The sequence below is a fragment of the Nocardia callitridis genome (assembly GCF_039543305.1).
GTDB classification, from domain to species: Bacteria; Actinomycetota; Actinomycetes; order Mycobacteriales; family Mycobacteriaceae; genus Nocardia; species Nocardia callitridis.
Genome location: NZ_BAABJM010000001.1, coordinates 1,868,975 through 1,883,963, shown reverse-complemented (window position 1 = coordinate 1,883,963; position 14,989 = coordinate 1,868,975). Strand labels below are relative to the sequence as shown.

At 67.6% G+C, this 14,989-nt stretch carries 14 protein-coding genes; 6 read left to right on the top strand and 8 right to left on the bottom strand.

All coding sequences use genetic code 11. From position 1 onward, the window contains the following. Position 1: 1 nt before the first annotated feature. From ABEA50_RS08040 to ABEA50_RS08025, 4 genes are all read left to right on the top strand, one after another. Positions 2 to 1,018: a metal ABC transporter ATP-binding protein gene (locus tag ABEA50_RS08040; protein ID WP_345494417.1), complete on the top strand. Its 1,017-nt coding sequence runs from the start codon at positions 2 to 4 to the stop codon at positions 1,016 to 1,018. Next, positions 1,015 to 1,884 (top strand): metal ABC transporter permease, encoded by an 870-nt coding sequence (locus ABEA50_RS08035; protein ID WP_345494415.1) that lies wholly within the window; start codon positions 1,015 to 1,017, stop codon positions 1,882 to 1,884. Before ABEA50_RS08040 ends, ABEA50_RS08035 begins: the two co-directional genes overlap by 4 nt. Before the next feature lie 532 nt (positions 1,885 to 2,416). Then, the gene (locus ABEA50_RS08030; protein ID WP_345494414.1) at positions 2,417 to 3,586 is read left to right on the top strand and encodes an acyl-CoA dehydrogenase family protein; all 1,170 of its coding nucleotides are present in this window, start codon (positions 2,417 to 2,419) and stop codon (positions 3,584 to 3,586) included. 85 nt (positions 3,587 to 3,671) lie between these two features. Next, a complete protein-coding gene (locus tag ABEA50_RS08025; protein ID WP_345494413.1) occupies positions 3,672 to 4,481 on the top strand; it encodes an enoyl-CoA hydratase/isomerase family protein in 810 nt (269 codons plus the stop codon). 13 nt (positions 4,482 to 4,494) lie between these two features. Here ABEA50_RS08025 and ABEA50_RS08020 read toward each other — a convergent pair whose 3' ends face one another. The 6 genes from ABEA50_RS08020 to carD form a co-directional block, all read right to left on the bottom strand. Next, positions 4,495 to 4,764 (bottom strand): DUF4190 domain-containing protein, encoded by a 270-nt coding sequence (locus ABEA50_RS08020; protein WP_345494412.1) that lies wholly within the window; start codon positions 4,762 to 4,764, stop codon positions 4,495 to 4,497. Between the two features lie 895 nt (positions 4,765 to 5,659). Further along, positions 5,660 to 6,640 (bottom strand): 23S rRNA (guanosine(2251)-2'-O)-methyltransferase RlmB, encoded by a 981-nt coding sequence (gene rlmB / locus ABEA50_RS08015; RefSeq protein ID WP_345494410.1) that lies wholly within the window; start codon positions 6,638 to 6,640, stop codon positions 5,660 to 5,662. Next, positions 6,640 to 8,055 (bottom strand): cysteine--tRNA ligase, encoded by a 1,416-nt coding sequence (gene cysS, locus ABEA50_RS08010; protein WP_345494408.1) that lies wholly within the window; start codon positions 8,053 to 8,055, stop codon positions 6,640 to 6,642. The genes rlmB and cysS overlap by 1 nt, the downstream gene beginning before the upstream one ends. Positions 8,056 to 8,142: 87 nt before the next feature. Further along, positions 8,143 to 8,610: a 2-C-methyl-D-erythritol 2,4-cyclodiphosphate synthase gene (gene ispF / locus ABEA50_RS08005; RefSeq protein ID WP_345494722.1), complete on the bottom strand. Its 468-nt coding sequence runs from the start codon at positions 8,608 to 8,610 to the stop codon at positions 8,143 to 8,145. Positions 8,611 to 8,624: 14 nt separating this feature from the next. Further along, positions 8,625 to 9,350, bottom strand: coding sequence for a 2-C-methyl-D-erythritol 4-phosphate cytidylyltransferase (gene ispD / locus ABEA50_RS08000; protein WP_345494407.1), 726 nt, complete (start codon positions 9,348 to 9,350; stop codon positions 8,625 to 8,627). A gap of 2 nt (positions 9,351 to 9,352) precedes the next feature. After that, on the bottom strand, positions 9,353 to 9,841 hold the full coding sequence (gene carD / locus ABEA50_RS07995; protein WP_058853337.1) for an RNA polymerase-binding transcription factor CarD: 489 nt from the start codon (positions 9,839 to 9,841) through the stop codon (positions 9,353 to 9,355). Between the two features lie 473 nt (positions 9,842 to 10,314). Between carD and ABEA50_RS07990 the strand changes: the two genes are divergently transcribed. Both ABEA50_RS07990 and radA read left to right on the top strand, forming a co-directional pair. Beyond that, complete coding sequence (locus ABEA50_RS07990) at positions 10,315 to 10,932, top strand: hypothetical protein (RefSeq protein ID WP_345494406.1); 618 nt, start codon at positions 10,315 to 10,317, stop codon at positions 10,930 to 10,932. 107 nt (positions 10,933 to 11,039) lie between these two features. Then, a complete protein-coding gene (gene radA, locus ABEA50_RS07985) occupies positions 11,040 to 12,458 on the top strand; it encodes a DNA repair protein RadA (protein WP_345494405.1) in 1,419 nt (472 codons plus the stop codon). A gap of 1,036 nt (positions 12,459 to 13,494) precedes the next feature. Here the strand turns inward: radA and ABEA50_RS07980 are convergent. Together ABEA50_RS07980 and ABEA50_RS07975 are read right to left on the bottom strand one after the other, a co-directional pair. Further along, positions 13,495 to 14,232 carry a hypothetical protein gene (locus tag ABEA50_RS07980; RefSeq protein WP_345494404.1) on the bottom strand — a complete coding sequence of 246 codons (738 nt, stop codon included), beginning with the start codon at positions 14,230 to 14,232 and terminating at the stop codon, positions 13,495 to 13,497. 122 nt (positions 14,233 to 14,354) lie between these two features. Beyond that, entirely contained in the window at positions 14,355 to 14,978 is a 624-nt protein-coding gene (locus ABEA50_RS07975) for a carbonic anhydrase (protein WP_345494403.1), read from the bottom strand. Positions 14,979 to 14,989: the final 11 nt, after the last annotated feature.

The window sequence follows — 14,989 nt, the reverse complement described above, 5'->3', positions numbered from 1 at the left end:
CATGGGGCCGACCGGCGCACCCGAAACGGGCGCGAGCGAACACGCCACGAGCAAGGGAGCCGCGCTGACCGAGCACACCGACCCGGCGCCCGACCCGCGCGCCGCCCGTGATTCGGTCGCCGTCGCGCTGACCGGCGCCCGGCTGTCGTTCGGCGAGCGCACCCTGTGGCACGACCTCGACCTCGCGGTGCGCCGCGGCGAGTTCATCGCCATTCTCGGCCCCAACGGCTCCGGGAAGACCTCGCTACTGAAGGTGCTGCTCGGCCAACTCGCCCTCGGCGCGGGCACCGCGCGAATCACGGGCGTGCCCGCACGCACCGGGCACCCCGACATCGGCTACGTGCCACAGCAGAAAACCATCGACGCGGGCGTACAACTGCGCGGCGTGGACCTGGTCGGCCTCGGCGTCGACGGGCACCGCTGGGGTCTCGGCCTGCGTTCGCGCGCCGAACGCAAACGCAAGGTCGACGCCGCCGTCGCCGCCGTCGACGCGCAGCACTTCGCGAACGCACCGCTGGAAACGTTGTCCGGCGGCGAACAGCAACGGCTACGCGTCGCCCAGGCACTGGTCGGCGACCCGAAGGTGCTGCTGTGCGACGAGCCGCTGCTGAGCCTCGACCTGGCCAACCAACGCTTGGTCGCCGAACTCATCGACCGCAGGCGTCGTACCCACGACACCGCGGTGCTGTTCGTCACCCACGAGATCAATCCCATTCTGCCGCTGGTGGATCGGGTGCTGTACCTGGTCGACGGCAAGTTCCGAATCGGCACACCCGACGAGGTGATGACCTCGGAGGTGCTTTCGGAGCTCTACCGCACCGAGGTCGACGTACTGCGGGTACGCGGACGGCTCGTCGTCGTCGGCACCGGCGACGCCATGGACGCGCTCGGCGCGGGCGAACCACACTGCCACGGCGCGGACGAGCACCCGGCCCCCCTCGAACACACCGCACCCGAGCCGATCGACCTCGGCACGCTGTCGGGTGCGCACGAGCATTCGCGCGGAGCGACCCGGTGATCGACAAGCTCTCCGACGTCTTCCTCGCGACCTTCGACTTCGCCACCACCGGACATCTGCTGTCCTACGACTTCGTGCAGCAGGCCGTGCTCGCGGCGGCACTGCTCGGCTTGCTCTCCGGCGTGATCGGCCCGCTGATCATCAGCAGGCAGATGTCGTTCGCCGTGCACGGCACCAGCGAACTCTCGCTCACCGGCGCCGCGGCGGCACTGCTGGCCGGTGTCGGCGTCGGTATCGGCGCGATCGCCGGTTCGGTGGTCGCGGCCATCCTCTTCGGCCTGCTGGGATCCCGTGCCCGCGAACGTGATTCGGTGATCGCGGTGGTGCTCTCGTTCGGTCTCGGGCTTTCGGTGTTGTTCCTGTGGCTCGGCCCCGACCGTGCCGGATCGAAATTCTCACTGCTCACCGGGCAGGTAGTCAGCGTGGGCAGCAGCGGCCTCGGCCTGCTCGCCCTGTGCACCGTCGGCGTGGTGGCGGTGCTCGCATTCGTCTACCGCCCACTGTTGTTCGCCAGCTCCGACCCGGAAGTAGCGGTGGCGCGCGGCGTCCCCGTCCGCGCCCTCTCGATCGTCTTCGCCGTCCTCCTCGGTATCACCGCGGCCTTCGGCGTCCAGATCGTCGGCGCGCTCCTCGTCCTCGCCCTCCTGATCACCCCCGCGGCCGCCGCCGCCCAACTCACCGCCAACCCGGTCCGCGCCACCGTGCTCGCAGTGGTGTTCGCCGAAGCCGCCGCCGTCGGCGGCATTCTGCTCTCCCTGGCCCCCGGCGTCCCCGTCTCCACGTTCGTCACGACCATCTCGTTCGCGATCTACCTCGTCGCGAGGGTGGTGGGCACGCGCCGCCGAAAGCTCGCCAAGGCTCGCTAACCGGCGCACCAAAACCAACCGCCAACCGCATGGCCTCGTCGGCGAACCTCACTGGTGTTAGCGCGTGACCCGGACGTGAGCGTGGGGTTGTTCGAGGTTATGCGCGCGGGTGTCCCGGTGATCTTGGGTTGGGTTCGAGGGGTGCGGGGTGGTACGCGGGGGCGAGTGCTTCCTCGCTGTGTTTTTGGCGGCTGGCGCCGCGTGGTTCGCGGCCGGAGAGTCTCGCTGTTGAGTACCCGTTTCTTGCTCCTGCGTCGCCTACGAAACGGGCACTCAACAGCGAGACGGCCGCGAACTTGCCGTGCCGGTCTCGCTGACGCTCGGAACAGGTGTTTGGGCGGCCCGTGGGGTGGGTTGAGTTGGGTACGGGTGGTGGTGGTTTCACCGGGTTGTCCGTTGGGGCGTGAGCTCGGTGGTGCGCGGGGGTGCCCTGGTGTGCCAACGGGTACACGCGTTGATGGCGGGTGCCTTCAGTCGGTGGGTGGGTGTTTCGTATGCTCGACGGAACACCCCCGGACGAATGGTGATTACGATGATCGACTTCTCGATTTCTACCGAACTCGCTGCCGAACGTGATCGAGTTCGGCAGTTCGTCACCGACAAAATTGTTCCTTACGAACGAGATTCACGGTTGACTTCGCACGGGCCCACCGACGAGCTGCGCCAAGAGCTCGTTCAGCTGGCCAAGGATGCGGGGCTGCTCACCATTCAGGCACCCGAGGAATTCGGGGGGCGCGGGCTCACGCATGTCGAACAAGCGGTGCTCTACGAGGCGGCGGGGTGGTCGACGCTCGGGCCGGTCGCGATGAACTGCGCGGCGCCCGACGAGGGCAATATGTTCCTGCTCGGCAAGGTCGCCGACCCGGAGCAGATCCAGACATACCTCGCGCCGGTGATCGCGGGCGAACAACGTTCCGTGTTCGCCATGACCGAACCCGACGGCGCGGGGTCGGACCCGAACCAGCTGTCCACCTCCGCCACCTTCGACGGCGAGAACTTCACCATCAACGGCCGCAAATGGCTCATTACCGGAGCCAACGGCGCCAAGACCTGGATCATCATGGCCAGGCTCGCCGAAAACCCGCACCTGCCAGCGGGACCCACCCTGTTCCTCACCGACGGCGACCAGCAGGGCATCGTCATCGAACGCACCATGAACACCATGGATCGCAACTACGTCGCTGGCCACGGCGTCGTCCGGTTCGACAACCTGACGCTGCCCAAAGCCGCACTACTCGGCGAGGCCGGTCAGGCCCTGCGCTACGCCCAACTGCGCCTTGCCCCCGCGCGTCTCACCCACTGCATGCGCTGGCTCGGCGCCGCCGAACGCGCGCAACACATCGCGGTCGAGCACGCCAAGACCCGCACCGCCTTCGGCAGGCCGATCGGCGAGCACGAGGGTGTCTCATTCCTCTTGGCGGACAACGAGATCGCGCTGCACCAGTGCCGCCTCACCATCTGGCACGCCTGCTGGCTGATGGATCAGGGCGAGAAGGCGCGCCACGAAAGCTCCATCGCCAAGGCCTACGTCTCCGAGGAACTGTTCAAGGTCGCCGACCGCTGCGTCCAGGTGCTCGGCGGCATCGGCATCAGCGACGAGACCGTGGTGGAGATGATCTTCCGCGACATGCGCGCCTTCCGGCTCTACGACGGCCCGACCGAGGTGCACAAGTACGCGATCGGCAAGAAAGTTCTTCGGTAACTTCTTCGGTAACACCGCGCGCATCCCGCGCACAATCCGGATACTCCGCTCCACCATATCGGGAACACAACTAGCATCTCCTGGCATGAGTTCGGAACTGCTCGTTGATGTTTCCGCCGGAATCGCAGTACTCACGCTCAACCGTCCCGCCCAACAGAACGCGTTCACGCCGACCATGGCGGCCGAGTTGAACGCCGCGTTCCGTCGCTGCGACACCGAGGACGCGATCCGAGCGGTGGTCGTCACCGGCACACCGAACGCCTTCTGCGCCGGCGCGGATCTCTCCCACCGCGTCGGCGAGGTGAGCGCGAATTTCGATCCGGCGCCGTGGCAGGTGCGCAAACCGGTGATCGCGGCGGTGAACGGGCACGCGGTCGGCATCGGGTTGGCGTTGACGCTGCAATGCGACCTGCGCTACATGGCGCGGGACGCGGTGTACGGACTCAACCAGGTGCGTCGCGGCGTGGTAGCCGACGGCTACGCGCACTGGGCACTACCTCGGCTGGTCGGCATGGCCAACGCCGCCGACATCATGCTCACCGGAAGGACTTTCGACGGTGAGGAGGCCAAGGCGATGGGCTTGGCCAACGGTTGCATGCTCGCCGACGAGGTACTGCCGCAGGCGCTGGCCATCGCCCAGGACATCGCGGGCGGGTCGGCTCCGCTCCCGGTGGCGCTGTCCAAGCGGTTGCTGTGGGAAGGGCTCGGCATGAGCCCAACGATGGTCGGGCAGTGGGAAAACGAACTCAACGAACACACCGCCCGCAGCGTCGACGGCCGGGAGGCGATGTCGGCCTTCCGTGAGCGCAGGCCGCCACACTGGACCGGCAGCGTCAACGACGAATGGCCGACGTGGGAGCGCAAGGACAAGCCGCGACGGTCACGCTTGGACTGACCCGGATGTCGAACTAGCGCAAGGCGACCAGCATGAACAGCACCGCGAAAATCACCATGAAGATCGTCCCGACGACGCCGAGGATGTACCCGACCAACACTTGGGTACGGCCACCGAGCGCGCCGCCGGATTCTTCGATCTGATTGAGCGCGCGCTTGCCGAGAGCCCATGCCACCGGCCCGAAGAGGCCGCAGCAGAACAAGCTGAGCGCGCCGAGGACGAGCACGAGCGTCGCGTTCGGATGCTCGACCGGGTCGCCGATGGTTTGGTTGGGTATCACCACCGATCGAATTCTACGGGGCGCAGCGGCACTCGCGCGTCTTTTGCCGACCAAGCGCGCTGCGCGCCCACCCGAGACGACCCTGGAACCGCACCGCGCCCACGCGCCGAGTGATGCACTGAACAAGTTCTCGCACACCACTATTCGGCGCCGCGGCCGACCGATATCGCGGATATATCGTAGAGTCCGGCCCACTCACCCCACCCAGTGCTACTGACAGTCCGCCACACAACCGCAGACCAGCATTGCTATTGGGTCGAGCGTTGGCTATCGATCCGGATTCCGCGGTGCCGGTCGCCGTCGGCACCATCATGTGCGGTACCTCCACCATCGCGGCGACTGCGGTATTGCTCACCGAGTCGGCTACCCCCTCGGCACCCACCAGCATCCCTGGAACCGGCACGATCCCACCCACAGAAGCAACCGCGCGGACACCTCAGCCCCCGGGATCGCGCCTCAGTGTGGCGGGCGCCAGGCCGCATCCGCGCGCTGGCCACGCCCCGCACACACCATCTGGCCACCACAGCCGCGCCCTAGAACCCACACCGGAACTGGAACGCGAGCTAATGCGACGAGCACCGACCCGAATTCGCCAACGCCACGCACTTACTCGCACACCACCCGCTCTTACCGCACCCTTCGGAAGGGATCACCGAGCAGACGCCGGATATGGGAGCTAGAACGCGCCCTCGCACTGACCGACACCGCCCGCGCGCCGCCGACGCTTTGCCCGCAGCCGGGCGTCGAATAGCGTTGCCGCACAGACGCCTACACCGGCGAGCGGACTGAGTACGCCGCCGAAATCGGCAGTGTCATGTTCGGCTCCGCGCCGGCCACCGTCGGCGCGACTACGGTGCGGCCGATCCGTTGGGCGAGTGCGCCACCCGCTGCACCCCGCTCAGCGCCTGCGTTGCCGCGCGATCTCCGCGAGCACAACCCCGGCGGCGACAGAAGCGTTCAACGACTCGACCGAACCCGACATCGGGATGCCGAGAATGTTGTCGCAGTTCTCCCTGACCAGACGCGAAAGACCCTTACCTTCCGAGCCGACCACCACGACGGTGGGATCGCTGCCGTCGAAGTCATCGAGTGAGGTGTCGCCACCCGCGTCCAAGCCAACGACCCGCACTCCCTTGCTCGCCCAATCTTTCAGTGTGCGAGTGAGATTGGTCGCACGCGCGACCGGAAGCCGGGCGGCGGCGCCGGCGCTGGTGCGCCACGCGACCGCGGAAACACTGGCGCTGCGGCGCTGCGGAATCACCACGCCCTGGCCACCGAACGCCGCGACCGAACGGATCACCGCACCGAGATTTCGCGGGTCGGTGATGTTGTCGAGCGCGACGAGCAGCGCGGGCTGGCCCGAATCGCGCGCGGAGACGAGCAGGTCATCGGGGTGCGCGTAGCGGTACGGCGGCACCTGGAGCGCGAGACCCTGATGCAATCCGTTGGCGCTGAGCCGATCCAGGTCGGTGCGCGGCACCTCGAGGATGCTGATGCCGGTCTCGGCGGCGATCCGCACGCTTTCGGTGAGCCGCTCGTCGTTCTCGGTACCGACCGCGACATACAGCGCCGTCGCGGGAACACCCGCGCGCAAACACTCCACCACCGGGTTACGCCCGAGCACCACCTCGGGCGCGTCGTCGTTCTTGCGTCCGGCTGGCCTCGGCGCCGACCCTCCGCGCCCGGTATTGGCTTTGGCCTCGGCCTTCGACTTCGCGGCAGCCCGCTTGGCGGCCGGATGCTTGGTGCGGGCCACCGCAGGCGGGGTCGCGCCACGGGCTTCGAGCCCGCGCCTGCGTTGTCCGCCGGAACCGACTACCGCGCCTTTCTTGGTGCCGCCCTTACGAATCGCACCACGACGCTGCGAATTGCCTGCCATCAGTTGGCCTTTCCTCGCTGTGGTGGTGCCGGGGTGCCGAGTGCCCATTCGGCACCACCCGGCGTGTCGGTCACTTCTACGCCCGCGGTCTGCAACCGGTCGCGCACGGAATCGGCGGTGGCCCAGTCCTTTTCGGTACGAGCCTGCTGGCGGCGGTCGAGTTCGGCGCGCACGAGCACATCCAACGCACCCAACGCCGCCGAGGAATCGCTCGCGGTGAACCACTGCGGGTCCAACGGGTCGACACCCAGCACGCCGAGCATCGCACGGACCTGTCCGACCAGCTCACGCACCACGTCCAGCTCGGAATCCTCCAGCGCGCGATTACCTTCGTGCACCACCCGGTGCACCTCGGCCAGCGCCTTCGGCACCGCGAGATCGTCATCGATGGCGGCGGCGAACGCATCCGTCCACTTACCCACCGGAATCTCACCGGCACGGTCGACGGCGCGATGCACGAAAGCCTCGATGCGCTGGTAACTCTGCGCGGCGTCGTGCAACGCCTTGTCGGAGTACTCCAGCATCGAACGGTAATGCGCGCTGCCCAGGTAGTAGCGCAGTTCCACGGGCCGAACCCGTCGCAGCACATTCGGAATCGACAGCACATTGCCCAGCGACTTGGACATCTTCTCGCCGCCCATGGTCACCCAGCCGTTGTGCAACCAATACCTGGCGAATCCGTCGCCGGCCGCCTTCGACTGCGCGATCTCGTTCTCATGGTGCGGGAACACCAAATCCATTCCACCGCAATGGATATCGAACTCGGAGCCGAGATAGAATTCAGCCATCGCGGAGCATTCCAGGTGCCAGCCGGGCCGACCAGGCCCCCATGGCGACGGCCAACTGGGCTCGCCCGGCTTCGCGGCCTTCCACAGCGTGAAGTCGCGCCCGTCGCGCTTGCCGAGACCGGCACTCTCGCCCTGATGCACGTCATCGAGGCGGTGCCCGGACAGCTTGCCGTAATCGGGGTAGCTCAGCACGTCGAAATAGACATTGCCCTCGGAGGCGTAGGCGTGATCGCGATCGATCAACCGCTGCATCAGCTCCACCATCTGGGTGATGTGCCCGGTCGCACGCGGTTCCGCCGAGGGTGGCAGCACACCGAGCGTGCGGTAGGCGTTGTCGAACGCACGCTCGTGGGTAGCCGCCCACTCCCACCACGGCCTGCCCGCGTCGGCGGCCTTGGTCAGGATCTTGTCCTCGATATCGGTGACGTTGCGGATGAAACGCACGTCGTAGTCGTGCGCGAGCAGCCAACGCCGCAGCACATCGAAGGCGACACCGCTACGCACATGTCCGATATGCGGTTCACCTTGCACGGTGGCACCACACAGGTACACCGACGCACAGCCGGGAACCAGGGGCGCGAAATCGCGCATGGTCCGGGTGTCGGTGTCAAAGAGGCGCAGCGTCACGGCAGTCGATCCTAGCTGGTAGATAAGGGGGTTCTCGGACCGGATCGAGTTACGATCGAGTCCGGCAAGGGCCTGGGGTCAGCTGGATCAACGACAGTCGTGCAGCAACGCCGTCGCCACGGCGGCGACACCCTCACCACGTCCGGTGAGCCCGAGTCCGTCGGTCGTGGTACCGGAGACCGCGACCGGAGCAGCCAATAATTCGCCGAGCACCCGCTGCGCCTCATCGCGACGCGGCCCGATTTTCGGCCGATTGCCGATCACCTGAACCGCCGCGTTGACCACCTCGAAACCGGCGTCGAGCAGCAGTCGGCGGACCTCGCGCAGCATATCGCCGCCCGAGACACCTTCCCATTCCGGGCGACCGACGCCGAACACCGCGCCCACGTCACCGAGTCCCGCCGCCGACAGCAGCGCATCGCACAGCGCGTGTGCGGCGACATCACCGTCGGAGTGTCCCGAGCAACCGTCGGCGTCGTCGAACAGCAGCCCGGCCATCCAGCAGGGCCGACCGGGCTCGATCGGATGCACATCGCTGCCGATGCCGACCCGCATGGCGGTAACCGCGCTCATCGCGCCACCGTCCCGGTCAGATCGGAGCCGGCGAGTACGGCCTCGGCCAGGCGCAGATCCAGCGGAGTCGTGATCTTGAAGGCCAGCGGATCGCCCGCGATCGTGCGCACCGCGACACCGAGGCGCTCGACAAGGCCGGCGTCGTCGGTGGCCGCGACACCCGCGCTGGCGTACGCGGCGCGCAGCACGTCGGCCGTGAAACCCTGCGGGGTCTGGATCGCGCGCAGGCCCGAGCGATCCGGCGTTCCGGTCACCACACCCGCCGCGTCCACCGATTTGATGGTGTCGGCGACGGCGACGGCGGGGACGACCGCCGAATGCCCCGCCTCGAGCTCGGCGGCGACGCGCACGATCAGCTCGGGTGGGGTGAGTGCACGTGCGGCGTCGTGCACAAGGAAGTAGGCGGCATCGGGGGCGGCAACCAATCCGGCGCGCACCGAGTCCGTGCGTTCGATCCCGCCGACGATCACGCGCACCGCGTCCGAGCGCGGCAACACCGAACCGGCGCCCTCGACCAGCTCCGCGGGGACCATCACGAGAATGCGATCGACTACGCCGGAGGCGAGGAGGCCTTCTACAGCTAGTCGAACCATAGGACTGCCGCCGACCGGGACGAACGCCTTGGGCATGTTCGCACCAAGACGGACGCCGCGACCGGCGGCAGGTACCAAGGCAACGACGGGTCCGCGCGTACTACGGACGCCGTTGTCGAATGTGTTCACAATTAGGAAGCCGCGGCGAGAACCTCATCGAGGAGCGTCTCGGCCTTTCCATCATCCGTGCCCTCGGCGAGGGCGAGTTCACCGACCAAAATCTGCCGAGCCTTGGCCAACATCCGCTTCTCACCGGCGGAAAGGCCGCGATCCTGCTCACGACGCCAGAGGTCACGAACGACCTCGGCCACCTTGTTCACATCGCCGGAGGCGAGCTTCTCGAGGTTGGCCTTGTAGCGGCGGGACCAGTTGGTCGGCTCCTCCGTGTGCGGCGCACGAAGAACCTGGAAGACTTTATCGAGGCCTTCCTGACCGACGACGTCACGAACACCGACGTATTCGGCGTTCTCAGCGGGAACCCGAACAGTCAGATCGCCCTGGGCGACCTTCAGGACCAGATACTCTTTCTGCTCGCCCTTGATGGTGCGAGTCTCGATTGCTTCGATCAGCGCCGCTCCGTGGTGGGGGTAAACGACGGTGTCTCCGACCTTAAAAATCATGTGTCCCGTGCCCCTTTCGATGTTCACAGTTTAACATGCGACTCGATAACGGCGCGATCAACTATGCAGGTCAGGGCCACAACGAGGGCACCCTGGGGCTTGACAGAACGGGTTTGATGTGCATTGATGGGCCCAGAAACGGGTAATCACCCGGCACGCAGCTCCTGACAGCCACTCTTCGGGCGCGGCAAGCGTACTCGACCTCCGTAAAGCTCGACCAAAATGTTATCAACCAAGTGGTGTCGGCCACAGCACGGCCGGACGTCTCGATGACAATCTCACGGCAAAGTACTAGACACCGCCTAACCCGCGCACAGGCCGCCCCCAATTCACCTCCCCGGCGCACGTCCGCCACCGGGAACTACTACGCTGCCTAGTTACTACGCTCCCGAGCGAAGAGCCCGGTCGACATGGAGGGACAACCCGTGACTGCCTTGAACGCCGTGACCGCCCCGAGGAGGGCGCGACGTCACATGCTGACGGTTGCCGCTCTCGCCGCCGGAGCGGCACTCGCGCTGACCGGATGCAGCGCCGGCCAGATCGCGCAGACCGCCGACCAGGTTCCCGCGGTCAACGGCAACGAGTCCACCATCGGCCAGATCGCGCTGCGCAACCTGCACATCGTGTACCCGGCCGCCGGTGCGGAGTACACCAACGCCAAGGGCGGTAAGGCACTCATCGCGCTCTCGATCATCAACGACAGCCCCTCGGTGTCGGACGAACTCACCAGCGTCACCACCGAACTCGGCACCGTGAAGATCACCCCGGCGAGCGGCAAGTCCACGCTGGAACTCGCACCGCAGCAGACCGTGGTCGCGACGAACGATGCCGCCAAGGCGGGTTCGGCCGGGCAATCCGCGCCGACCACCGCGCAGGCCGCCGAAGGCGAAGAGGTCACAGCACCGGAGGCGAAGCCGGCACTGATCGAGATCAACGACCTCAGCAAGGACATCACACCGGGGCTCACCTACCGACTGACGTTCAATTTCAAGCAGAACGGCACCGGCCAGGTCGAGGTCCCGGTGGACGCGGGCACCGCGCCGGCACGCGTCGGCTCGGCAGTCGAAGCCGAGCACGGAAGCGGGCACTGACCCCACGCGCAGTCGACGCCCGCGAGAGCTGTTGGCTCGCGGGCGTTCCCGCGCCACGAGCCCGCCGCGTCCGCGCTCGTGTCGGACCACGCACGTAGGGTGCGCCTGTGGCCAAGTCCAAGCCTGTCTTCCGCTGTTCCGCCTGCTCCCACGAGGTCGCCAAGTGGGTGGGTAAATGTCCCGACTGCGGCGAATGGGGCACGGTCGACGAAGTAGTCGTCGCCGCGACGCCCGCGGGCACGCCCGCGCGACGGGCGATGTTGCCCAGTACCGCCGCCGCGCCCATCTCCGCCGTCGATTCCCGTGTCACCCAGGCGAAGTCGACCGGCGTCAGCGAGCTCGACCGGGTACTCGGTGGCGGCATCGTCGCGGGTTCGGTCGTCCTGCTGTCCGGGGAGCCGGGCGTCGGCAAGTCGACGCTGTTGCTCGAGGTCGCCCACCAGTGGGCCGCCAAACGGGACGAGCGCTCGCTCTACGTCACCGCGGAGGAATCCGCTGGTCAGGTCCGCCTGCGCGCCGACCGCACCTCGGCGGTACACGACCGGGTGTACCTCGCCGCCGAATCCGATCTGTCCATCGTGCTCGGCCACGTCGAGCAGGTCCGCCCAACCCTGCTGGTGGTCGACTCGGTGCAGACCATGCTCGCCCCCGACGTCGACGGAGTCACCGGCGGCGTCACCCAGGTGCGGGCGGTCACCTCGGCGCTCACCACGCTCGCCAAGACCACCGGCATCGCGGTGCTGCTGGTCGGGCACGTCACCAAGGACGGCCACGTCGCGGGGCCGCGCACGCTCGAGCACCTGGTCGACGTGGTCTTGCAATTCGAAGGAGACAAGAACTCCACGCTACGAATGGTGCGCGGCATCAAGAACCGCTTCGGTAGTGCCGACGAGGTCGGCTGTTTCGAGCTGCACGAGGACGGCATCGCCTGCGTCGATGATCCCTCGGGCCTGTTCCTGCACCACCGCACCGACGCGCCACCGGGTACCGCGGTGACCGTCGCGATGGACGGCAAGCGTCCGCTGGTCAGCGAGGTGCAGGGGCTGACGGTGAAAACCGAGATCCCACAACCACGCAGGGCCGTGAGCGGACTCGACTACAACCGCGTCTCCATGGTGCTCGCGGTATTACAGAGCCGGGGCAGAGTATTTCTCGGCAAGCACGATGTGTACGCCGCGACCGTCGGCGGCATGCGCCTGCTGGAGCCCTCTGCCGACCTCGCCATCGCGTTGGCCATCGCCAGCGCCGAATCCGAGGTGCCGATTCCGGCCGGGTGGGTAATCATCGGCGAGGTGGGCCTGGCCGGGGAAGTGCGCAAGGTGACCGGGCTTTCGCGCCGACTGGCCGAAGCCGAACGGCTCGGCTTCACCACCGCACTGGTGCCGCCGGACCTGAAGCCCACGCGGAGCACGATGAAGGTCCACGAGGTCACCGACCTACGTTCCGCCCTGCGCATCGCCGGACTGCGGCGCCTGCGCGCCGTGTCGAGCGATACCGCAGCACCCGACCCCGCATTCGCGGAGTGAACAATGCGCTCGACAACGAGCGACCTGCGCTTGCCGCACCTGCCGATCAGTGCGCGTGCGGCGGGTGGTCCACGGCCTTTCCGCGTTCGCCGGTCGGCAACTGACGATCGATACAGCGGTATGTGCGTCGGAGTCGGCGCTCGCGCACGGTAACCCGGCTGATCGGCTAGCCCGGATTCTCCCGCTCGTCAGCAGGCACCTGCTCGTGAGATGCCCCCTGCTGACCGGCCCGTCTCATCGGCTGGTCCGGCTCGCCCCGCTCATCCGGCTCGTCAGCCCACCCCGGTCGCCTACCCGGCGGTCCGCCCGGCTGGCCCGGTCCGTCCGGCTGGCCCGGCCCGTCCGACTGGTCGGCTCGTCTAGCCGGTCGGCTCATCCAGCTCGTCAGCTCAGCCCCACCCGCCTGGCCTGCCCGGCAGTCCACCGGCTGAGTCCGGCCCGTCCGGCTGGCCCGCCCCGTCCGACTGGCCCGGCCCGTCCGACTGGCCCGGCCCGTCCGACTGGTCGGCTCATCCAGCCGGTCGACTCATCCAGCTCGTCAGCTCAGCCTCGCCCGCCTGGCCTGCCCGGCAGTCCACCGGCTGGCCCGGTCCGCTCGGCTGGCCCGGTCCGCCCGGCTGGCCCGGCCCGTCCGACTGGTCGGCTCATCCAGCCGGACGGCTCATCCAGCTCGTCAGCTCAGCCCCGCCCGCCTGGCCTGCCCGGCAGTCCACCGGCTGAGTCCGGCCAGTCCGGCCAGTTCGGCCGGTCGGCTCGTCCGACTGGTCGGCTCGTCTAGCCGGTCGGCTCATCCAACTCGTCAGCTCAGCCCCGCCCGCCTGGCCTGCCCGGCAGTCCACCGGCTGAGTCCGGCCAGTTCGGCCGGTCGGCTCGTCGGGCTGGTCGACTCGCCCAGGCTATTAACCAACTTGACCTGTCCGGCTGGTCCAGCCCGACAGCACGACAGCCCGGGAGCTCAGGAGCTCAGGAGCTCAGGAGCTCAGGAGCTCAGGAGCAGTTTCGGGGTGTTTGGTCGGCGCCGCTGGTTCGACTCGGCTCAGGCGATGTTGAACGGCTCTGCGGAGCTGCGGACCGAACCCAGTTGCGCCACAACGCTGTAGGCGCCCGCGGGGACCTGGACTCGCTCGCCCGCACACTTCGCCTGTGAGGTAGCACCGGACCACGTGACAGTGAACGCGGCCTGCTCGCCCCCGTTGAGCGTGCGGATATCGGGTTGGCCGTCGGGGTAGCAGTCGTTGCTCGACCACAGCTGACGCTGACCGTCGAGCGAGGACACCGACACCCGCTGGAGGCCGGAACCCATGTCACGCGCGCACGCGCCCGAGGAGATATTGGTGATCACGATCCCGAAGATGGGTTGATCGCCGACGTTATAGGTGGGCTGCTCGACCGTCACCTTCACGGCCAACGACTGATCCGGGCACTGATTCGCCACCGGAGCGCCACCGGGAGCCGCAGGTGCGCCCGAACCGGCGCCGCCGGGTACCGCGTTGTCGGGTGTGGCGTTGCCAGCAGCCGCACCGCCTGCCGCGGAAGTGGACGTCGCGGACTGCCCACCACCGGAGCTGCCCGGATTACCTTGCGAGGTCACCGGCGGCGCCGAGGACGACGAACTCGACGCGGCCGCCGCCGCATCGTCGGGTGTTCCCCCGCCGCGGGTCGCGGTCAATACGAGCCAGATCACCAACACCAGCGCGACGACCAGTGCCGCGATAGCGAATGCGCGACGACGCCAATAGATCTCCGGTGGGAGCGGTCCGTTCGGTTCCAGCACACCTCAACGGTAAGCGCACGGTCGCGCGCGGTGACTCAGGACCTCGGCGTGTCGAGCCCGGCCGCGTCGCGGTCACGCGCACGTGACCGCGCGCACGCTGGGGAAATAACCGAAACTGTCGCTCAGGGCAGCTCGCCGATATCGCCGGCGACCCGGTGCAACTGGGCTTTACCCTCGGACAATCGGTAGGTCACCGACGCGATCGCCAAATCACCCGCTTCCACCTTCTGCGAGATGATGCTCGAACGCTCGAGCAGGAGCTGGCTCGTCTCGACGACGTGCCTGGCCTCCAACTCGTCGACGGTGGAGAGCCCTTCGCGCCGGCCGAGCAGAATCGACGGCGTCACCCGCTCGACGATGCTGCGGATGAATCCACCCGGCACGGCGCCGCCGTCGAGGGCGTCGAGGGTGGCGCGGACCGCACCGCAACTGTCGTGACCGAGCACGGCGATCAGCGGCACGTTCAGTACCTCGACCGCGTATTCGATCGAACCGAGCACCGAACTGTCGATGACGTGGCCCGCGGTGCGCACCACGAACATGTCGCCGAGACCTTGGTCGAAAATCAGCTCCGCGGCCACACGGGAGTCACCGCAGCCGAACAGCACTGCCGTCGGGGACTGACCGCCGACGAGCTTGGCCCGGTCGGCGGCACCTTGACTAGGATGAAGCAGCGCATCACTGACGAAACGATTGTTGCCGTCTCGCAAAGACTTCCAGGCACTGGTCGGGTTCGAATTGGGCATAACGACCATTG

Excerpts from the sequence above, each read along its gene's own strand:
- ABEA50_RS08040 (WP_345494417.1), top strand. The coding sequence starts at position 2 with ATGGGGCCGACCGGCGCACCCGAAACGGGCGCGAGCGAACACGCCACG.
- ABEA50_RS08030 (WP_345494414.1), top strand. The coding sequence starts at position 2,417 with ATGATCGACTTCTCGATTTCTACCGAACTCGCTGCCGAACGTGATCGA.
- ABEA50_RS08025 (WP_345494413.1), top strand. The coding sequence starts at position 3,672 with ATGAGTTCGGAACTGCTCGTTGATGTTTCCGCCGGAATCGCAGTACTC.
- rlmB (WP_345494410.1), bottom strand. The coding sequence starts at position 6,640 with ATGGCAGGCAATTCGCAGCGTCGTGGTGCGATTCGTAAGGGCGGCACC.
- ispF (WP_345494722.1), bottom strand. The coding sequence starts at position 8,610 with ATGCGGGTCGGCATCGGCAGCGATGTGCATCCGATCGAGCCCGGTCGG.
- carD (WP_058853337.1), bottom strand. The coding sequence starts at position 9,841 with ATGATTTTTAAGGTCGGAGACACCGTCGTTTACCCCCACCACGGAGCG.
- ABEA50_RS07990 (WP_345494406.1), top strand. The coding sequence starts at position 10,315 with ATGCTGACGGTTGCCGCTCTCGCCGCCGGAGCGGCACTCGCGCTGACC.
- ABEA50_RS07975 (WP_345494403.1), bottom strand. The coding sequence starts at position 14,978 with ATGCCCAATTCGAACCCGACCAGTGCCTGGAAGTCTTTGCGAGACGGC.